Source organism: Nocardia rosealba (genome assembly GCF_020216065.1).
Lineage (GTDB): Bacteria > Actinomycetota > Actinomycetes > Mycobacteriales > Mycobacteriaceae > Nocardia > Nocardia rosealba.
On sequence record NZ_JAIWNA010000001.1, the window covers coordinates 589,794 to 610,544 of the forward strand.

Below are 20,751 nucleotides of genomic sequence, written 5' to 3' on the forward strand. Positions count from 1 at the left end.
CCCGGCGACTGTTGCCGGCATGAACAGCACAGCAATCGCCGCCTCGGGGCTGCGGAAGTCCTACGGGGACAAGAAAGTTCTCGACGGTATCGACATCACCGTCGAAGCGGGCAGCATCTTCTCCCTGCTCGGCCCGAACGGCGCGGGCAAGACCACCACCGTCAATGTGCTCACCACGCTGCTTCAGGTCGATGCGGGCACCGCGCGGGTGGCGGGCCACGACCTGATGGCCGAGACCAAGGCGGTCCGCAAGGCCATCGGCGTCACCGGGCAGTTCGCCGCCGTCGACGACCTGCTCACCGGTGCGGAGAACCTGCGGCTGATGGCCGACCTGCACCGCCTGCGCGGCGCCGCGGGTAAACGGGTGATCGCCGACCTGCTCGAGCGCTTCGATCTGGTCGAGTCGGCGAACAAGCAGGCGGGCAGCTACTCCGGCGGCATGCGCCGCAAGCTCGATCTGGCGATGACGCTGGTGACCAAGCCGCGGATCATCTTCCTCGACGAACCGACCACCGGCCTCGATCCCCGCAGCCGCCGCACCATGTGGGACATGGTGCGCGAACTGACCGACGAGGGCGTGACGATCTTCCTCACCACCCAGTACCTCGAGGAAGCCGATCAGCTGGCCGACAAGATCGCGGTGCTCGACCAGGGCCGCATCGTCGCCGAAGGCACCGCGAGCGAACTCAAGCGCCGAATTCCCGGCAGCCACATCAAGTTCCGCTTCCGCGCCGCCGCCGAACTCGCCGCCGCCGCGCGGGCTCTGGCCGGCTCCACCCCCGACGAGGAGTCGCTCACCCTGAGCGTCCCCGGCGACGGGGGAACGAAAAACCTTCGCGCCCTGATGGATCGGCTCGCCGCCCACGACCTCGAGGCCGACGAGGTCTCCATCCACACCCCCGATCTCGACGACGTTTTCCTCGCCCTTACCGGGCACGCAACCCAGGAGGCCGAAGCCCGATGAGCACCACCACGTCCAACCCGCTGTCCAGTGCCCTGTTCGATTCGTCGGTCATGTTGCGGCGCAACTTCACCCACATCACTCGCAGTCCGGTGACCATCTTCAACGCCGCGCTGATGCCGGTGATGATGATGCTGATCTTCGTCTACGTCTTCGGTGACGCCTTCGATGTCGGCGAGAACTACATCGACTACGCGGTGCCGGGCATGCTCATGCTCGCCATCAGCTACGGCCTGTCCGGCACGGCGGTGTCGGTGAGCTCGGACATGACCAAGGGCGTCATCAACCGGTTCAAGGTGATGGATGTGTCGCGCGGTGCCGTGCTCACCGGGCATGTCGCGGCCAGCATCGTCACCAATGTGATCGCCCTGACGGCCGTGCTCGGCGTCGGTTTCGCGCTCGGGTTCCGTTCACCGGCGAGCGCGGTGCAGTGGCTCGGCGCGCTCGGTGTGCTGCTGGCGACCGCCTTCGCCGCCGCCTGGCTGACCGTCGCCCTCGGCATGGCCGCCAAGACCCCGGAGGCCGCGGGCATGTCGGTGGTTCCGCTGCTCATGCTGCCCTTCCTGAGCAGCGCGATCGTACCCGCCGAGAAGATGGGCCCCGGTGTGCGGCAGTTCGCCGAGTACCAGCCCTTCACGCCGATCATCGAATCGGTGCGTGGCTTCCTGGCCGGTACGCCGTCGGGCGGCCACACCATCGCCGCCTTCGCCTGGTGCGCGGGCTTCGCGGTGATCGGCTATGTGTGGTCGCGCTCGACCTTCAGCAAGCGAGTGTGAGCTCGACCAGTTCGGTGACATCCGATTCCGACCCCCGAGCCACCGCCTCGGCGAAGTCCGCTTCGCCGAGGCTTCGGCGTGCCTGCTCCTCGATGCGGGCGGCGTCGGGCAGCGACAGGTCGGGCACGCCGCGTGTGACAGTGGCGGCACCGAGCAGCCGGGCGGCCTGCGCGGGTTGTTCGGCACGCAAGGCCAGATCCGCGATCCCGACCAGGATCTGGGCCAGCAGCGCCGCGTGACCGGCGCTCGATGCGGCGTGGAAGGCCGCGCGGTGGCTGGTACGTGCCTCGTCGAGATCGGCGGCGAGATAGCCGCGCAGATCGTGGGCCATGGCGCTGACCACCGGTTGCCCGGCCTCGTCGCCGAGCAGTTTCTGTGCCAGTTCCATCTGCTGCTGCGCGAGTACGGGTTCGCCACTCCACCTGGCCAATTCGGCGCGGACGAGCGCGACCTCGGCCAGCGAGGTCGGCCAGCCGGTGCGGTCCGCGCACTCCTGCGCGTGCGCCAACGCCGCCTCGCTCGCCTCACTGTCGTCGAGCAACCAGTACAGCTGGGCCTGGCGTGCGCGCATCCGCACCACGGCCTCCAGCGTGCCGACCTCGGTGACCACCGCGATCGCCTCGTCGAAAAGCGCGCAGGCGGCATCGAATTCGCCGCGCATGGCCGTGCGGTTGGCCAGCTCGGTCAGCGCGAACGACATCCCCCAGCGCTCGCCGATGACACGGAATTCCGTGAGCGCCTGCTCCAGCAGTTCGTCGGCCGTACGACCCGGATGGCCGAGCACGGTGCGCAGCTTGCCCAGTTGCAGCCGGGCCAACGCGCGCACCCACGGATCGTCGTCGGAGAGCAGCGATTCGAACGCGGGCAGATAGTGCTCGGGGCCGGCCAGGATGCGCTCCAGCGCACCGGCGAACCGCAGCGCGGGATGTCCGCCCCGGCTGTCGCGGCCGTATCGGTTGGCCTTGCGGATCCATTCCCCGACCTCGTGTTCACCACTGCGACCGCCGCTGAGGAAGTGCACGACCAGGGCATACACCGTTGCCCGTGTCTCGTCGTCCACGTCGCCGGACAGTTCGACGGCGGCCAGGAAGAACTCGGTGCCCTCGCCCTTATAGCCGGCCAGCCACCAGTACCAGCCCGCCGCGGCGGCCAGGTGCATCGCGGAATCGGCGTCGGCGGCGGCGAGGGCCGTGCGCATGGCGACCGCGAGGTTGTCGTGGTCGGCCTCGAGTACGGCGAGCCAGTCGAGCTGCTCGGCGCGGCGCAGGTGGGGTTCGGCGGTGGCCGCCAGGGTGATGAAGTGCGAGATGTGCGCTCGGCGTGCGGATTCGGCGTCGCCCGCCTCGTCGAGGCGTTCGGCCGCGTACTGCTTGATGGTCTCGAGCATGCGGTAGCGAGGCTGTGGATTCTCGGACACCGTGAGCAGCGACTTCTCGGTCAGCGTGGTGAGGTGTTCGAGCACCTCCCAGTCCTGCACCGTCGCACCGTCGGCGCAGACGTGTTCGGCCGCCTCGAGACTCGCACCGCCGGAGAACACCGCGAGCCTGCGCAGCACCGTCTTCTCCGCGTCCGACAGCAACTCCCAGCTCCAGTCGACCACCGCTCGCAAGGTGCGGTGCTGGGCGATCGCGGTGCGGCTGCCGCCGGTGAGCAGGCGGAACCGGTCGTCGAGGCGATGCGCGAGCTGCTCGAGCGACATGGTGCGCAGCCTCGCCGCCGCCAACTCGATCGCGAGGGGAATACCGTCCAGGGCCCGGCACACCCGGGCCATCGTCGCCAAAGCCGTTGCATCCGAACCGAGGTCGCCGCGCACCGCACTCGCGCGGTCGCGCAGCAGGACGACGGCGGGGGACGACTCGATCGCCTGCGGGTCGGCGTTCTCCCGCGGCACCGTGAGCGGTGCGACCTGCCACAGCGCCTCGCCGGTGATGCCGAGCGGTTCCCGGCTCGTCGCCAGGATGCGCAGACCCGTGCACTCACCCAGGATCCGGTGGGCGAAGGTGGCGGCGGCCTCGATCACGTGCTCGCAGTTGTCGAGGATCAGCAGGGTTTCCCGGTCGCCGATGGCGGCGACGAGCCGGTCCATCGGTTCGGCGTTCGGGGTGTCGCCGATCAGGGCGTCGCGCCGGCCGAGTGCCGCGAAGGCCAGCTGAGCGAGGTCGCCGCTCGCGTCGGTGGCGGCGAGTTCTACCAGCCACGCGCCCTCGGGGAGGTCGTCGAGCATGGTGCGGGCGGCTTCCACCGCCAGCCGGGTCTTGCCCGAGCCGCCGGGGCCGGTGATCGTCGTGAGCCGATGTGTCGCAAGGAGTTCGCGCACCACGGCGATGTCGCCGTGCTTGCCGATATAGCTGGTGAGCTCGGCGCGCAGGTTCGTCGAGCGCTGCGCGGGCCGGGCGCCGACCTCGCCGCGCAGCAGCGCGACGTGCAACTCCGAAAGCTCCGGTGACGGGTCGACGCCGAGTTCGTCGGCCAGTGCCTCGCGGGTGCGCTGGTACACCACCAGCGCCTCGGCCCCGCGACCCGCCGCGCCGAGCGCGCGCATCAGCGCGGCAACCAGTCGCTCCTGAACCGGATGCCGCGCAACGACTTCGGTGAGCTCGGCGACGACCTCGGGGCCACGACCCAGCCGCACCTCGGCCTCGTACCGGTCCTCCATCGCGGCCAGGCGCAGTCCCCGGAAACGGGTGACCACCGGGTCGAACGGAGCGCTGTCGGCGACGTCCTGCAGGGGCTCGCCACGCCAGAGTTCTAGTGCCTCGCGCAGCAGTTCGGCCTGGCGCAGGTCGTCGGTGCCGCGCGCGTCGTCGAGTAGTCGTTCGAAGCGCACCGCGTCGACGGCGCCGGGATCGACGGCGAGACGGTACCCGCCCGCCTGCACCTCGAGTGAACCGTCGGGCAGCAGCCTGCGCAGCCGGGAAACCAACGCCTGCAAGGCATTCGCGGCATCGGCCGGGGGCTGTTCGTCCCAGATCAGGTCGACGAGCCGGGTCTTGGGGATGGCGCGGCCCGGTTCCAGCGCGAGGGCGATGAGCAATGCCCGCAATCGAGCGCCGGGTATCGCTATCGATCCACCGTCTGCTGTCCGGATCTCCAGCGGCCCGAGCATTCCGATCTGCACGTCGCCCATTGTGCACCGGGCGGCCGGGCGATGCCCACCACAGCTGGTCGCCTGTCCGGATATGGTGTCCCCGGGTGCGTCAGGGTGGTGTCAGCTCCGTGTCAGCGCCGGTCGCGACAGTATGGTCATCAACCGAACGGATCCACCGAGGAGCACCCGATGTACACCTTCGCCACCACCGCACCGGTCACCGTCAGCGTCGATGTCCTGTCGGCAGGCGTCACCGTCATCGCCTCCGACCGCACCGACGCCGTCGTCACCGTCGCACCGTCCGATCCGGGCAAGAAGGGCGACGTGCGTGTCGCCGAACAGACCGAGGTGAACTTCGCCGACGGCAAACTCACCGTGGTGACGCCCAAGAGCTGGCGCACCCACAGCCCGTTCGGTGGCAACCCATCGATCGAACTGACCATCGAGGTGCCCACCGGCTCACACCTCACCGGGACGGCGGGGGTCGGGCAGCTGCGCGGCAACGGTGCGCTCGGCGCCTGCGACCTGACGATCTCCCTCGGCGACATCGTCCTCGAGCGCCCCGCGGGTCCGGTCACCGCCAAGGTCGCCAAGGGCGACATCCGCATCGGAGAGGTGACCAGCGGCGAGATCCGGGTGGAGACCTCCATGGGCGAGCTGGAGGTGGGCATCCGCCCCGGCACCGCCGTGCAGCTCGAGACCGAGGCGACCGTCGGCGCCGTGCGCAACACGATCGTGCCGGTTGCACCCAACGGTCGATCGGTGCGCCTGCACGCGCGAAATACCGTCGGGGACATCATCATCCGTCCCGCGGCCTGACCGGCCGGGAGAACGACGAAGCCCCCGTCCACGAGGAACGGGGGCTTCGCGGGGAACAGGTCAGTTCTTGACCAGCTCCGGGGTTTCCTCCTCGGCGTCCTGCACCGCCGGGGCGGCGTGCGGGTCGGCCGCCGCGCGAGCGGGCAGCAACACCGCCATCGCGATGACGATCAGGGCGAGGACGGCGGAGACACCGAAGGCCAGGCGCATGCCGTCCAGGCCCGCCGTCGCCGGGTCGGTGCCCGCGTCGATGAGCGAGGTACTGCGCGCCGACATCACGGTGACCACCAGCGCGGTGCCGAAGGCCGCGGCCACCTGCTGCAGGGTGCCGAGCATCGAGCTGCCGTGCGAGTACAGGTTCATCGGCAGGGCACCCAGGCCGAGGGTGAACACCGGGGTGAACGTGGCCGCCAGCGACACCATCATCAGGATGTGCAGGCCGAGCAGCTGCCAGTAGGGCATGTCCATCGAGATCTGGGTGAAGCCCGCCAGCGAGACGGTGATGCCGATCGAACCGGGGATCACCAGCACGCGCCCACCGAACTTGTCGAACAGCTTGCCGACGGTCGGACCGAGCAGACCCATCGCCAGACCACCCGGCATCACCAGCAGACCGGTCTCCAGCGGGCTCAGGTGCCGCAGGTTCTGCAGGTACAGCGGCAGCAGGATCATCGAACCCATCATCGCCAGGAACGCGACCGACATCAGCACGAGCGCCTTGGTGTAGGTCCCCGCCAGCAGCACACGCAGGTCGAGCAGCGGAGTGCCGGTTCGCTGCAAGCGCATCTGACGCAGCGCGAACGCGGCGATCAGAGCCAGGCCGGCAGCGACGATCGCGATCGCGGTCGTGTAGTCGTCACCGTGGAACTTGCTCAGCCCGTACACCAGCCCACCGAAACCGAGCGCCGCCAACGCGACACTGAGCAGGTCGATGGCCCCGGCCTCCGGCTCGCCGACGTTCTCGAGCTGGCGAAGACCCAGCCAGGTGACGATGCCGGTGATCGGCAGCATCAGCACGAAGAGCAGTCGCCACGAGTCGATCTGGGGCACGCTGATCTGCAGCACCAGGCCGGACACGACCGGACCCATCGCGGGCGCGACCGAGATGGCCAGGGTGACGTTGCCCATCACCCGGCCGCGATCCTTCTCCGCGACAACGGTCATCAGCGTGGTCATCAGCAGCGGCATCATCACCGCGGTGCCACCGGCCTGGATGATCCGGCCGATGAGCAGCACGGCGAAGGTCGGCGCGACGGCCGAGAGCACGGTGCCCGCCATGAAGGTGGCCATCGCCGTGGCGTATGCCGTCCTGGTCGTCACCCGCTGCAGGAACCAGCCGGTGGTGGGGATGATCGCCGCCATGGTGAGCATGAACGCGGTGGACACCCACTGCGCGGCCACCTCGGTGACCTTCAGATCCTCCATCAGGCGGGGGATCGCGTTGATCATGATGGTCTCGTTGAGGATCACGACGAAGGTCGCGAGTACCAGGACCCGGATGACAGTGGGCGTCCGCTCCTTCGCGGCAGGTGCGGATATATCGGCTGGCATTCGGGTAAACCTCCGGGGCGGGGAACGGCGGGTGTGCGGGCACCACAAGAAAGAAGACGGGGGCCGTCGGTCCAACTCATCGGGCGCGGGCAAGTATTCCGTTCACCACCGACACAAATCATCTGGTTTTCCGGGCGCCGAGAGCTCGGCTATCGGCGGAAACAGCAGCTCACCAGCGCCTCGTAGGTCATCCGGCCAAGCCGCAGTGACCCTGGTCACCATCCGGTGGCGGTGTCGGCCGAGCGCGTGTGATTCCGTGTCGAACCCGCGAGCAGGGGGTATACCGGATCAGTGACTACATCGAGGTTGTGGCTTGCTGTGGTGTGCGCGATCGTTGCTGTTGTCGGCGCGGGCCGGGCGACAGCCGATCCGGGGGCTCATGTGACGGGGGAGGCGCCCTTAGGTGGGCGGGCCGCCCAGATCGACGTGTACTCGCCCGCGATGGGGCGGGTCGTGCAGAACAAGGTGATCAAGGCGGCAGGCGCGGGTGCGCCGACGCTGTACCTGCTCACGGGTGCGGGCGGTGGCGCCGACGGCATCTCCTGGTGGGACAACACCGATGTGCGGCACTTCTTCGCCGACAAGTTCGTCAATGTGGTGATGCCCGTCGGTGGTGCGTTCACCCTGTACACCGACTGGATCTCCGACGATCCCGCCGTCGGGCGCGTGCGGTGGGAGACCTACCTGACCGAGGAACTGCCCGGCGTGATCGACGGCGCGCTCGGCACCAACGGCCGCAACGCCATCGCCGGTGTGTCGATGAGCGCGGCGTCGGCGCTGGATCTGGCGATCCAGGGCGGCCCGAGGTTCTCGGCGGTCGCGGCGCTGAGCGGATGCCCGTGGGCGGCCGACCCGATGGGTATCGCGATGGCGAGCGCCCAGGCCGTGCGCGGCGGCGGCAACCCGGGCAACATGTGGGGCGTGCCGGGCGGACCCACCTGGCGCGAGCACGACGTGTTCGCCAATGCTGGTCGGCTCGCGGGCAAGTCGATCTTCCTCGCCGCGGCGACAGGCGCACCGGGCGCCGCCGACCGTGGTCTGCCGATGCCGCCGCTCGAGAGCATCGCGGGTGCCTGCACGGCTGCCTTCGCCGGGCGCCTCGCCCAGCTGGGCATTCCGGCCGTGCACGTGCACCGGCCGACCGGTTCGCACACCTGGGGTCAGTTCGAGGCCGACCTGCACGAAGCCTGGCCGCACCTGGCCGCCGCGATCAGCTGACCGCGACGTGGGCGCGCTCGGCGGTCGGCTCCTCGATCGCCGGTTCGTCCTCGCGCCGGTACCACCAGTGCAGCGCAGCGATCCCGAGCACGGCGAGCAGTGCCGCCGTGAGGCTGATCGACAGGCCGGGCGGTCGCCAGGTGATGGTGAGCTCGGCATTGTGCGTGCCGGGCGGAATGTCGACGGCGAGGAAGGTGCCAGCCACCGCGCGGGTGGGGATCTCGCTCGGGCCGAGGGTGGCCGTGTAGCCGGGCCAGGCCAGGCGTGAGAACACGATCCGTCCGCCGGTGCCGGAGGAGACGGTCGCGCGGTTGGTGAGCCCGGCCTCCTGCATCACCGTGGCGTGGACACCGGATTCGTGCGCGATCATGTCGCCGGGGGAGGGCAGTGGATTCACGCGTTCCAGCACCCAGATCTGGTGCTCGTGGCCGGGGTAGCGGACGAACGCCCAGCCAGGGGGTGCGGGTTTGTCGCCCGCGTCCGGGTACTGCGCGCGTTGCAGCACAACGCGATCCAGTCGCATCAGGTCGACGATCGGTGTGTCGGTCGATGGTTCGACAGCGAACACCCGGCGATAGGCGTCCGGGCAGGTACCACCGTCCCACGCCATGCACAGCAGTCCCGCGAAGGCGGCGTGCCCGACAGGTGTGTACCCGTTCACGTACTGCAGGCCCATGTTCTTGGCATAGCTGCCGAGCGCGATCGATCCGTAAGTGCCTGCGAGCGTGCGTTCCTCGTCGCGCACCGCGATGCGGTCGGCCAATTGCAAAGTGCGCCCGCCGAAATCGGGGAAGGCGGCCAGCATCTCCGAGCGCCGCTCCGGGAACCCGTAGGACAGTGGGGTTTCGGGAGCCGCGGCGACCTGGGCGAACGCGATGGGCATCGTCGCGGCGATCATCGCCACCGCCGCGGCGGCCACGCCACGATGGCGCGCGAGCCACAGCGCGCCCGCGCCCATCGCCACGACCACGACGACCGCGAGCACATGCCGGACCACGAGTTCCGGTGCGGCCGAGAAGGACCGGATGAACAGCAGCCCGATCAACGCGCCCGCCGCCGCGTACCGCCGCCGCGACGAGGCGAACACCCCGTACCTGCTGAGCAGCACACAGACGAGCACGAGCACGGCGATGGCGAGCATCGGCAGCACCCGTGCGGGCCAGCGCAGCGGGCCGATCGCGCCCGGTCCCGCCGTCCACATCAGCGTCGCCACCCCGAACAGGGCGATGCCGCTCCACTCGCTCGCCGTCTTCGCCGCCGCCTTCCAATCGATGAAGGCCAGCGCCGGAATCACGAACCACGCGATGTAGACCATCGGCAGTGGCTGCACATGTCCCCACCACGCGGTGAACGCCGGAACCGTGCTGGGCAGACTGGCATTGAGCGATTCCGACCACGGCACCGTGAGGAACGGATCGTTGTGGATGGTCGAGACGTCGCCGCGCCAGGTGGCCTGGGACGACAGCAGCAGCGGCAGATTCGCGATCAGCGAGGCCAGCGCGGCGAGACCGGCGGCGGTCAGCATCCGCAGCACCGGCACCCACTTGCGCTGGTACAGGTACTCCCCGGCGGCTACGGCCACGATCATCAGCGCGGCCTCGACCGCCGGGAAGACGTATTGGATCGTCAGCGCCAGGTACAGGAACACGAACAGCGGGATCGGGCCGGATCGTTTGCGCGCGTAGAGCACCGCCGAGGCCCAGGCGTGCACGAGCCACGCGGTGCCCGTCTGGGAGGTGAACCAGCTCGCCTCGTCGAAGAACAGGAACCAGCCGCTGAAGGGGAACGCCACCCCGGCCAGTGCCGCCCACGGCGCCCGCGCGCCGTAGGCCAGGCAGATGCGGAACACGCCGAGCGCCGCGATCGCGGAGAACACGAACTTCACGGCCGTCGCGTAGCCGGCCAGATTGTCGAACGAGGGCGCGAGCAGATACACCAGCAGCTGGGCCGGGTTGTAGAGCCCGGCCTCCTCGAGGCTGTAGTTGCCCGCCATCCATTCCCACGGGACCATCGCCGGGAACCGGCCGGCGCGCAGTTCGGCGCCGAGCAGCTGCCACATCGGCACGTACTGCGCCTCGGTATCGTCGGTGTAGAAATGGCGCGCGTCGCCCAGCAACACCGCGATGTACCCCGCCAGGACCGCGACAACGACAAGTCCTGCCCACCGCATCACTTGTTTTCGCGGTTCGAGCGCCGCGCGTACCCACACGAGCGCGGGAGCTTAGGGCATGGAGGTGAATCGGACAATGCCCCGCGTGGTGATGGACGTTTGACCAGCTCAGCTGTGGTTAGGTGGGGTCGACCGATGTTGATAGCATGGCGCAACCGTGCCGACCTTCGAGAGAGTCATCAATGCAGTTCGAAATCGTCGAGCGGGACGAGACCTGGGTGGCCGGTTTGCCGGTCCGCAGTCCCAAACGCGCACTCGGTAAGCTGCGCGACCACGACCTCGAAGCCGCCTGGTCGGCGGTCCTGCACCAGGATCTCGGCGGCCCCCTGGCCAGCGCCTACACCGATTTCAGCGGCGAGCTGGGCACCTACAACACCCAGATCGTCGGCTATCAGTGCGATTCGCTCGACCAGGTCACTCGTGGCCATCTCGCCGCCCGGCTCCCGCGCGGCGCCTACGCCCGCTTCTCCTCGGTCGGTAACTTTCCCCAGGTGATGACGGATCTGTGGACCCAGATCGCCTACGCCGAGGAACACAACCAGATCAAACGCACCTTCACCGGCGATTTCGAGTGCTACCCGCACGCGTACAAGATCGACCTGTACCTGGCGGTCGATCCGCGATGACGTACACGATCGTGGTCCGCGGCGGGGCGCTCTACGGCGGCCTCGTCGTGCCGCGCGTGCATCCCAGTTTCAAGGTCTCCAACAGCGATCTGATCGAGTTCCTCAAGGACCGCCTGCGCGACCGTCCCGGCGGCCGCGAACCGCTGCACACCGTCTACGTGCCGGACCCGGCGGGCAACTGGAACGCCCTGGTCGCTCGCGAATTCGCCGCGCCCGACGAGGTTCCCGTCGGTGATCTCATGGTCAGCGTGCCCAAGGGCATCTACGCCCGCTTCGCACCCAACGGCGACTACCACGACCCGGTCGAGGACGTGTGGGCCCAGGTCGACGACGCCACCGCCTCCGCCGAGATCTCGCGCGCCTACCGCGAGGAGATCGAGGTCTGGCACGGGCCGACCGACGTGGAGCTGTTCGTGTCCATCCAAGTCGATAACTGACGGGTAGCTGCATTCGGACCGTACGGTCTGCGAAAATTTACTCAGTGCACCCTAACCGCTTCTGACCTGCAGTTATTTCAACTGGCTCAGAAGGTTTCCGGGAAATTAGCCACTTGTCTGGTGGATTCGTTACCGATGACGGATACTGCACCAGTCGGCATCTATGGGACGCCGACCCCTTGCGGGCGTGAAGCATGGAGTAGGAACCCGATGGCTGTCGATGCAGCATGCGGCGAAACGCGGTTGCGGCGGATTCACCGTCACACCGCCGCGGTCGCGACGGCACGTTTTCGTGGGGTCGATCGATAGATGAACGAACCAGCACCACAGACGGCGGACTACCGGCCACGTCTGTTCGATCCGCGCGACCCCATCGACCGGGCAACCTTGCGGCAGCTCGCCGACACCCCTGGCATCCAGACCGTCGACCTGCGCGCCGGGCTGCGCGCCGAACTCGATCAGCTCACCGGACCACCGCCCGGTCTCGACCCCGGCGAGGAACGATGGGTGCACTACCCGTGGCGCAACGCGCTGGTCGCCGTCCTCGGGCCCGACGCCTTCGCCGCGATCCGCTCGGACCGCAACCGCAACAAGCTCACCCGAGCCGAGCAGCAGCGGCTGCGGGAACTGCGCGTCGGCGTCGTCGGGCAGAGCGTCGGCCATTCGGTGGCCTACACGCTGGCTCTCGAGGGCACCTGTGGGCTGCTGCGCCTGGCCGACTTCGACACCATCGAGCTGTCGAACCTCAACCGGGTGCCGGGCGGGCTGTTCGACGTCGGCGTGAACAAAGCGGTGGTCACCGCGCGCCGCATCGCCGAACTCGACCCCTACCTGCCGGTGGAGATCTGGCAGACCGGTGTGCTCACCGAGACCGCCGACGAATTCCTCGACGGGCTCTCCCTCGTCGTCGAGGAATGCGATTCGCTCGACATCAAATTCGCAGTCCGCGAAGCCGCCCGCCGCAGGCGCATCCCGCTGCTGATGGACACCAACGATCGCGGCCTGTTCGACGTGGAGCGCTACGACCTCGAACCCGACCGGGAACCCTTCCACGGTCTGCTCGGCGCGACCACCGGCGCTCAACTCGCCGGTCTCGACACCAGGTCCAAGGCGCCACACGTGTTGCGCATCCTCGACCCGGCCCAGCTGTCCGCACGCATGGCCGCCAGCCTGGCCGAGGTCGGCGAAACCATCACCACCTGGCCGCAATTGGGTGGTGAGGTGCAGCTGGGTGCCGCGATCGTCAGTGCGGCGGTCCGCCGGATCGGACTCGGGGCGAAGCTGTCGTCGGGACGAACCCGCATCGACCTCGAGGCCGCCCTGGATTCGCTCGCCGAACCGTGCTGCCTCGACGATGACGCCGACGACCACGCCACCGAACTCGACGACGAGCAACCACCCGCCGACGCCATCGGCGCCATCCTGGCCTGCGCGCAGCGCGCGCCGTCGGGCGGCAATGTGCAGCCGTGGACCCTGCGTGGCGACGACGAGCTCATCGAGATCGCCCTCGATCCGACAGACACGACGGCGATGGATGTCGACCTGCGCGGTAGTGCGGTCGCCGTCGGTGCCGCGTTGTACAACGCCACGGCGGCCGCCGCGGCACACGGTTTGCTCAGCGATACGCAACTGCTCGTCGACGAGCCGTCGGCACCCCTGATCGCCCGCCTGCGACTGCGTGCAGGCACCGACGCCGAGCTCGCCGCCGACTACCCGCTCGCCTGTGCACGTCACACCAACCGGCGCCTCGGCAACGCCGCCGACCTCCCGGATTCGGTGCTGCCCGCCCTCGCGCAAGCAGCGGGCGACCAGGCGATCGTGCACGCGATCACCGGACGCGAACGCCTCGCCGAGGCGGCGGAGCTGCTCGGCGCCAGCGACCGCGTCCGCTATCTCACCCCGCAGCTGCACCAGCAGCTCTACGCCGAATTGCGCTGGCCGGGCGAGGATATCCGCACCGGCATCGATGTGCGGACCCTCGACCCGGCGCCGGACGAACTCGCGAAACTCCAGGTCGGCAGCCGCAGCGATGTGATGGACCGGTTGCGCGAGTGGTCGGCGGGTACCGCGCTGGGCGAATTCACGGTCGATCGGGTGCTGTCGAGTTCCGCGCTCGTCGCCGTCGGGTTCCGGAAACGCGGCGGCGGCGCACCGGATCTGGCGGACTACGCACGGGCCGGTGCCGCGGTCGAAAAGGTCTGGTTGCGGGCGCAACTGCTGGGGCTGGCGGTGCAGCCGGTGTCTCCGGTGTTCCTGTACGCGAACCGGCCCGAGGATTTGCGCCGCGTTTCTCCCGAGTTCACAGATACACTTGCCAGCATTCAGAGGCGTTTCCTGGACATCATGGAAATCTCTGAGGATGAGAACGTGGCATTGGTTCTTCGTCTGAGCTACGCCGCCGCTGCGAGCGTTCGCAGTCGACGGTTGCCGGTGCCTGGCAGTAGGAACGACGGATAGCGCGGATCGGAGACAGCGTGCATCGGCAATCGCTCGACTCACTGGTGACCGAGGTCGCCTCCGAGTTGATGGGTGTCGACGCCACGACCATGGTGGCGGCGAGCGAGCGAGTGCTCGCCGCACTCGTCGAACATTTCGACGTCGATTTCAGCTATCTGCGCCATACCGACCGCACCCGCCGCGCCACCGTGCTCGTCGCCGAATGGCCGCAGCGCGCGGATACGCCGGTGCCCGACCCGTTACGGGTGGTGGAGTTCGACAAGGCCGACTCGGTATTCCGCGCTCTCGAATTCGCCACCGAACCGCTGATCGTTCGGCCCGGTAACGATAGTGAGGACTACCAGGAAACGATCCGCAAATCCTCCGGCATTCCGCAGGTCGCCATGGCCTGTGTGCCGCTGGTTTCGCGGGGTGAGTCCACCGGTGTGCTCGGCTTCGTGAAGATGGGCGACCGCACCTGGACCAAGCGTGAACTCAATGTCCTCAAGGCGATCGCCGCCCTGTTCGCACAACTGCAGGCGCGCGTGGTCGCCGAGGAGAAGCTGCGCTATATCGCCCTGCACGACGATCTCACCGGGCTGGCCAACCGCCGCGCCCTGCTCGAATACATGGAGCGCAGGCTCGCCCCCGAAAACCCCGGCCCCGTCGCCACCTTCTTTCTCGATCTCGACCGGCTCAAGGCCCTCAACGATTTCCTCGGCCACAGCGCGGGCGACAATTTCATCCGCACCCTCGCCCGCAGGCTGAAACAGAACCTCGGGCCCGACGACATGATCGCCCGCCTCGGTGGCGACGAATTCGTGATCGTGCCCGCCGAGCCGATGGACGCGGTGGCCGCCGAACTCGAGGCCGCGCGCATTCAGCAACTCATCGGGCGCCGCGTGTCGGTGGGCCAGGAGTCGGTGAGCCGTGGTGTGAGTGTCGGTGTGGCACTGGGCATTCCGGGCGAGACTTCGGTGTCGGATGTCTTGCGCCGAGCCGATCACGCCCTCCTGTCCGCCAAATCCGGTGGCGGCAACGGCGTCGCGGTGTTCACCGATGCCATGCGCGCGCAGTTCGAACTCCAGGACGACGTGGAGCTGAACCTGCGCAGCGCGGTCTCCGACGGGTCGCTGATCCTGCACTACCAGCCCGAGGTCGACCTGCGTACCGGCCGGATCGTCGCGCTCGAGGCGCTGGTGCGCTGGCAGCATCCCACCCGTGGCCTGCTACCGCCCGGTGCGTTCGTGTCGGTGGCCGAGGCGACCAACCTGGCGGGCGAGCTCGGTCGCTGGGTGATCCGTTCGGCCTGTTCGCAATTCGCCGACTGGCGGCGGCGTGGCTTGGCGGCCAATGTCGTCATCCGGATCAATGTGTCGCCGGTGCAGCTGGTGAGCGCCGACTTCGTCGAGCGGATCGAGGACATCCTTCGCCTGTTCGAGATCGACGGCAGCTCGGTGTGCCTCGAAATCACCGAACATGTCGTCGTGCAGGACCTGGTGCGCACCCGGGTGACCCTGCGCGGGCTCAAGCGGATGGGCGTGCAGATCGCCATCGACGACTTCGGCACCGGCTACAGCTCGCTGTCGCATCTCAAGGCCTTGCCGGTGGACGCGGTGAAGATCGACCGGGGTTTCGTGCAGCGCCTCGGCGACAGCAACGACGACCTCGCGATCGTGAAATCCATTATCGGCCTGGCCGGTTCGTTCGGGCTCGGCGTGGTGGGCGAGGGTGTGGAGACGCCGATGGCGGCCCGGACCCTTGTGGGTCTCGGCTGCTACCGCGCCCAGGGATTCCTGATCGCACGCCCGATGCCCGCCGAGGAGGTCGAGGTTCAGCTTCGGGAGGGGCGCATTCCGCTCGATCTCGATCTGCCACGTGCCGGACGCGGCGTGGCGCCCAGCTGAATGACCGCCGACGGGTGGTTACTGGTCGAGACCCTCACCGAGGATCTCGAACCGGCTCTTGTCGCCGACGACACGCGGATCAGGGAATGGATCGCCCCCCGACGCTGGTCACGCGCGATCGGTCCCGCCAAGGCGAAACTGCTGCTCGACGCGGTGCGCGGCCGGGAGTCCGCACGTCTTGGCGACACCGTCGTTGTCGTCGAACCGGTGCGATGCGCACTGGGCGGGACACACGGCGTTCAGGTCTGGATCGGGTCGGCGAACGCGCCCGTGCCGCCACGCCGTCACGTCGCCGCCTGGGATTGGGATGCCCGCACCGAACTCGCCCATCACGGGCCGGGTCTGGAGGAACTGATCTTCGCGCGTGAGCCCGGGGCAGTGCGGGTGGTGCGCACACCGCCCGAGGCGTTCGGGCGCATGGTCCGTTTCGACGGCCGGGTCGACTATTTCGCGATGGCGAGCACCCTCGAGCCCGGCGGGCGCTGGCAGGGAGCGGTCGACGTGCTCGGCGACGACGAACAGGTCCGCCGGTTCCAGATGGTTGCGCGGGCTCGTCCGGAGCTGCGCCGGGTGAGCGGATTGATGCACGCCGTCCCCGAACTCGGCGGCGAGACGGTCGACCTCGAGGTCGCGATGCTGCGCGCCGTGTCCAAGGGAGTGGATGTCGGCGCCGGGCTGATCCTGCTCGCCAGCGGCGTCATCTACGAATGGGTGGCTGATCCACCGCCGCCGCTGGATCGCTGGGCCGTCGAACGACCGACCATCGACCCCGCCGATCTGACCGCGTTGCGTGCCGCCTGCGCCGAGCTGGTGAACGCTCCGGAAACGCCGCGGCGGCTCACGCTGCGGGTGCGCTTCGCCGAGGGCGAGTGGATCCGCGCGCACGCCGAGCTGGCGACGGTCACCACCGCCGCGACCGGGCACGGATTGCTCCGGGTCCGGCCCGCGGTCGACGGCGAATCGGGTTAAGCGGCTCTTTCACGGGTGTTCACGTGCCATTCCACGGGCAGGAGCCGCGAGTAACCCGGACGGCTGGACCATCGGCATGTGCGCATCGTGCAGCTAGCGAACTTCTACGGCCCACGATCCGGTGGGTTGCGCACCGCGCTGCACCACCTGGGGGAAGGGTATGTGGCCGCCGGGCACGAAGTGGTGCTGATCGTGCCGGGTCCGCGCCGCAGCGAGGAAGTGCTGTCGACGGGGGCTTTGCGAATCACACTGCCCGCGTTCGGTATTCCGTTCACCGGCGGATACCGCGCGGCCGACCCGCGGGCGGTGGCCGACGTACTCGCCGGGCTGCGCCCCGATGTGCTCGAGGTGTCGGACCGGCTCACGCTGCGTGGTTTCGGGCGCTGGGCCGGGCGGCGCGGCGTGACCAGCGTGATGATCTCGCACGAACGGCTCGACCGGCTGCTCGGTCAGGTGCTCCCCGGGCCCGCCGCCCGGCGCTGCGCCGACGTGGCCAACCGGCGCACCGCCGACGACTACGACATGGTCGTGTGCACCACCGATTTCGCCCGCGAGGAGTTCCTGCGGATCGGTGCCCCCAATGTCGAACTGGTCCCGCTCGGTGTCGACCTCGACCTGTTCAGCCCGCGCAGGCGCGACCGGCAGCTCCGTGCCGACCTCGGCGTGGACGGCTATCCACTGCTCGTGCACTGCGGCCGGTTGTCGGTGGAGAAGCGGGTGGACCGCAGCATCGAGGCGATCGGCGCCCTGCACCGTGCGGGCATGCCGACCCGCCTGGTCGTCGCGGGCGACGGCCCCCGCCGCGAATCCCTCGAACGCCGCGCCCGCACCTTGCCGCCCTTACCCGGCGGCGAACCAGCCGTGCACTTCACCGGTTTCATCAGCGACCGCACCGAAGTGGCGACCCTGCTTGCCACCGCCGACGTCTCCCTGGCTCCCGGCCCCCACGAAACCTTCGGCCTCGCCGCCCTGGAAGCCCTGGCCGCGGGCACCCCCGTCGTGGCCAGCCGCTCCTCGGCCCTGGCCGACATCATCACCGCCGAATGCGGCGCCGTAGCCGCCGACCGCCCCCGAGCCTTCGCCCGAGCCGTCACCGACGTCCTCGCCATGCCGACCACCGACCGCCGTCAGGCCGCCCGCCACCGCGCCGAACAATTCACCTGGCCCCGGGCGGTGGCAGGCATGCTCGCGGTCCTGAACCGCTGACCGCGTTCGTCCTCACTCGGCGGAGCGGGCGGCGAGTACGGCGTCGTAGAGTTCGCGACGGGAGGCGCCTCGGCCTGCCGATACCTCCGCGCAGGCGTCTTTGAGGCGCATACCGCTCGCGACGAGGGTTTCGACTTCGTCGACGAGTTGGGCCGGTTCGGCCGAAACCGGTTGGGCGCCTTCGAGAACCACGGTGATTTCGCCGCGCGCGCCGTCGACCGCCCATTCGGCGAGTTCGCCGAGGGTGCCGCGGACGACCTCTTCGTAGGTTTTGGTGAGTTCGCGGCAGACGGCGGCGCGGCGGTCGGGGCCGAGGACGGTGACGGCGTCGGCGAGGCAGTCGGCGAGGCGGTGCGGCGCTTCGAAGAAGACGCAGGCGCGTTGCTCGGAAGCCAAGGTGCGCAACCACTCCCGGCGCTGGCCGCCTTTGCGCGGCGCGAAACCGTCGAAGCAGAAACGCTCGACCGGCAGGCCCGACAGGGCGAGCGCGGTGGTGACGGCCGAGGGGCCGGGCAGGCAGGTGACGGGCAGGTCGCGTGCCACGGCGGCGGCCACCAGTCGATAACCCGGGTCGCTCACCGACGGCATGCCCGCGTCGGTCACCAGGAGCACGGTGAGCCCGCTCGCGATGTCGTCGAGCAGGGCGGGGATGCGGGCGGTCTCGACATGGTCGTAGAAGCTCACGACGCGCCCGGTGATCTCCACCCCGAGCGCCTTGGCGAGCGATCTGGTGCGGCGGGTGTCCTCGGCGGCGACCACATCGGCCGTGCCGAGCGCGTCGCGCAGACGCTGCGACGCATCGCCGATATCACCCATCGGGGTTGCCGCTAGGACCAACACGGTGGGGTTCCGCCTCTCCGGGAGTTCGGCCGCAGGCGTGCGTGCGGCGCGCGGTGCCAGTGGATGGCGCGACGTCCATTCTGTCAGGTGACCCGGTCCCGACCGGTGTCGGCTCGGCCCGAGTCGGTGGCACCGCCTACGATCGGGGCGTGATCCCGGTGACCGAAGCCCGTTCGACGCGCCCGGTGTCGGCCGTGGTGAGCCCGGTGCCGCTGCGACCCGCCCCCGATTTCGGGCCGCTCGACACCGCGCGGGGCTGGGCGGTCACCCTGGTGCTCACGGTGATCGCGGGCATCACCCGCTTCCTGAACCTGAACTATCCGACCGACGCGCGCACACCGGTTTTCGACGAGAAGCACTACGCCCCGCAGGCCTGGCAGATGGTCACCGGCGGCGGAGTCGAGGACAACCCCGCCTACGGCCTGGTCGTGCACCCGCCGGTCGGCAAGCAGTTCATCGCCGTCAGCGAGGCCCTGTTCGGCTACAACGCCTGGGGCTGGCGCGGCACCGCCGCCCTGGCAGGCACCGTGCTGGTGCTGCTGGTGATCCGGATCGTGCGCCGGATGTCGCGCTCCACATTGATCGGCGCGTTCGCGGGCATCCTGCTCATCGCCGACGGCCTCACCTTCGTGTCCTCGCGCATCGGCATGCTCGACATCTTCATGGCGTTGCTGGTCACCGCCGCGTTCGGCTGCCTGATCGTCGATCGAGACGAGGTGCGTGAGCGAATGGCCGCCGCGGATCTGGCCGGTCGCGTCGGGCTCACCGATTGGGGTCCGCGGCTGGGGGTGCGCTGGTGGCGTTTCGGCGCCGGTGTGCTGCTCGGTCTGGCCTGTGGAACCAAATGGTCGGGCATCTACTTCATCATGTTCTTCGGGCTGATGAGCGTGGCATTCGATGTGAGCGCCCGGCGCGCGTACGGGGTGCGCAGGCCGTGGGTCGGCACGTTGGTGCGCGATGTGGGGCCCGCGTTGTACGCCCTCGTCGCCATTCCGCTCGTGGTGTACCTGTCGTCGTATTGGGCGTGGTTCGCCAGTGAGACCGGCACCTACCGCCACGCGGTCGGCAATCAGGTCGGCACCGGTGGGGCGTTCGCGTTCCTGCCCGACGCCCTGCGCTCGCTCTGGTACTACCAGGGCGAAACCCTGGACTTCCATTCGACTCTCACCAATTCGGCGGGCAATCACCACCCGTGGGAATCCAAGCCGTGGACCTGGCCGATGGGTCTGCGCCCGATGCTCTACTACTACGCCGACGGCACCGTCACCGGATGCGGCGAGGCACAGTGTGTGAAGGCCGTGATGGCCATCGGCACCCCGGCGCTGTGGTGGCTCGCGCTGCCTGCGCTCGGCTGGATGATCTGGCGCAGCGTCACCCGGCGGGACTGGCGGTACGCGGCGGTGCTCGTCGGCTACGGCGCCGGTCTGCTGCCCTGGTTCCTCACCCTCGACCGGCAGATGTACTTCTTCTACGCCGTCGTGCTCGCCCCGTTCCTCGTGATGGGTGTCGCGCTGGTCCTCGGCGACATCCTCGGTTCGTCGCGGCCGGTGGGGATACCACGCAGCCCGACGGGCACCTACCTGCCCGCCCCGGTCGACGAGCGCTACGCCCTCGGGCTGCTGATCGTCTCGATCTACCTGGGCCTGGTGATCGCGAATTTCGTCTGGCTGTGGCCCATTCTCACCGGGATGCCGATCAGCCCAGCCACCTGGCAGGACCACCTCTGGTTACCGAGCTGGCGCTGACA

General features: G+C 69.0%; 15 protein-coding genes. 11 read left to right on the plus strand and 4 right to left on the minus strand.

The genetic code is table 11. From position 1 onward, the window contains the following. Positions 1-19 precede the first annotated feature (19 nt). Both LDL21_RS02575 and LDL21_RS02580 read left to right on the plus strand, forming a co-directional pair. Positions 20-964 carry an ATP-binding cassette domain-containing protein gene (locus LDL21_RS02575; RefSeq protein WP_225278655.1) on the plus strand — a complete coding sequence of 315 codons (945 nt, stop codon included), beginning with the start codon at positions 20-22 and terminating at the stop codon, positions 962-964. Beyond that, entirely contained in the window at positions 961-1,737 is a 777-nt protein-coding gene (locus tag LDL21_RS02580) for an ABC transporter permease (protein ID WP_181696708.1), read from the plus strand. The genes LDL21_RS02575 and LDL21_RS02580 overlap by 4 nt, the downstream gene beginning before the upstream one ends. On the opposite strand, the gene LDL21_RS02585 is transcribed toward LDL21_RS02580, so the two are convergent. Further along, positions 1,721-4,855, minus strand: coding sequence for an ATP-binding protein (locus LDL21_RS02585; protein ID WP_504803639.1), 3,135 nt, complete (start codon positions 4,853-4,855; stop codon positions 1,721-1,723). The two genes, LDL21_RS02580 and LDL21_RS02585, sit on opposite strands and share 17 nt — an antisense overlap. Positions 4,856-5,014: 159 nt before the next feature. On the opposite strand from LDL21_RS02585, the gene LDL21_RS02590 reads away from it, so the two are divergent. Further along, positions 5,015-5,644 (plus strand): DUF4097 family beta strand repeat-containing protein, encoded by a 630-nt coding sequence (locus LDL21_RS02590; RefSeq protein WP_181696706.1) that lies wholly within the window; start codon positions 5,015-5,017, stop codon positions 5,642-5,644. A gap of 60 nt (positions 5,645-5,704) precedes the next feature. On the opposite strand, the gene LDL21_RS02595 is transcribed toward LDL21_RS02590, so the two are convergent. Then, positions 5,705-7,195: an MDR family MFS transporter gene (locus LDL21_RS02595; RefSeq protein ID WP_225278657.1), complete on the minus strand. Its 1,491-nt coding sequence runs from the start codon at positions 7,193-7,195 to the stop codon at positions 5,705-5,707. A 291-nt stretch (positions 7,196-7,486) separates the two neighbouring features. Between LDL21_RS02595 and LDL21_RS02600 the strand changes: the two genes are divergently transcribed. Beyond that, entirely contained in the window at positions 7,487-8,413 is a 927-nt protein-coding gene (locus tag LDL21_RS02600) for an alpha/beta hydrolase (RefSeq protein ID WP_225278658.1), read from the plus strand. Here the strand turns inward: LDL21_RS02600 and LDL21_RS02605 are convergent. After that, positions 8,406-10,583, minus strand: a complete 2,178-nt coding sequence (locus LDL21_RS02605) for a hypothetical protein (protein WP_225278659.1) — start codon at positions 10,581-10,583, stop codon at positions 8,406-8,408. The two genes, LDL21_RS02600 and LDL21_RS02605, sit on opposite strands and share 8 nt — an antisense overlap. A 182-nt stretch (positions 10,584-10,765) precedes the next feature. Here LDL21_RS02605 and LDL21_RS02610 point away from each other — a divergent pair, with 182 nt between their 5' ends. From LDL21_RS02610 to LDL21_RS02635, 6 genes are all read left to right on the plus strand, one after another. After that, a complete protein-coding gene (locus LDL21_RS02610; RefSeq protein WP_067485472.1) occupies positions 10,766-11,209 on the plus strand; it encodes a GyrI-like domain-containing protein in 444 nt (147 codons plus the stop codon). Continuing rightward, positions 11,206-11,646, plus strand: a complete 441-nt coding sequence (locus LDL21_RS02615) for an AraC family transcriptional regulator (RefSeq protein ID WP_225278660.1) — start codon at positions 11,206-11,208, stop codon at positions 11,644-11,646. Before LDL21_RS02610 ends, LDL21_RS02615 begins: the two co-directional genes overlap by 4 nt. Before the next feature lie 309 nt (positions 11,647-11,955). Further along, the gene (locus tag LDL21_RS02620; protein WP_225278661.1) at positions 11,956-14,103 is read left to right on the plus strand and encodes an Rv1355c family protein; all 2,148 of its coding nucleotides are present in this window, start codon (positions 11,956-11,958) and stop codon (positions 14,101-14,103) included. 68 nt (positions 14,104-14,171) lie between these two features. Then, positions 14,172-15,989, plus strand: coding sequence for a putative bifunctional diguanylate cyclase/phosphodiesterase (locus tag LDL21_RS02625; protein ID WP_067485939.1), 1,818 nt, complete (start codon positions 14,172-14,174; stop codon positions 15,987-15,989). Then, complete coding sequence (locus tag LDL21_RS02630; RefSeq protein ID WP_225278662.1) at positions 15,990-16,958, plus strand: GAF domain-containing protein; 969 nt, start codon at positions 15,990-15,992, stop codon at positions 16,956-16,958. It begins immediately after the preceding gene. Positions 16,959-17,036: 78 nt separating this feature from the next. Further along, positions 17,037-18,164 carry a glycosyltransferase gene (locus LDL21_RS02635; protein ID WP_225278663.1) on the plus strand — a complete coding sequence of 376 codons (1,128 nt, stop codon included), beginning with the start codon at positions 17,037-17,039 and terminating at the stop codon, positions 18,162-18,164. A gap of 12 nt (positions 18,165-18,176) precedes the next feature. Here the strand turns inward: LDL21_RS02635 and rsmI are convergent, their stop codons facing one another. Continuing rightward, positions 18,177-19,004 (minus strand): 16S rRNA (cytidine(1402)-2'-O)-methyltransferase, encoded by an 828-nt coding sequence (gene rsmI, locus LDL21_RS02640; RefSeq protein WP_225278664.1) that lies wholly within the window; start codon positions 19,002-19,004, stop codon positions 18,177-18,179. Between the two features lie 149 nt (positions 19,005-19,153). On the opposite strand from rsmI, the gene LDL21_RS02645 reads away from it, so the two are divergent. Continuing rightward, positions 19,154-20,749, plus strand: coding sequence for a dolichyl-phosphate-mannose--protein mannosyltransferase (locus LDL21_RS02645; protein ID WP_225278665.1), 1,596 nt, complete (start codon positions 19,154-19,156; stop codon positions 20,747-20,749). Positions 20,750-20,751 lie beyond the last annotated feature (2 nt).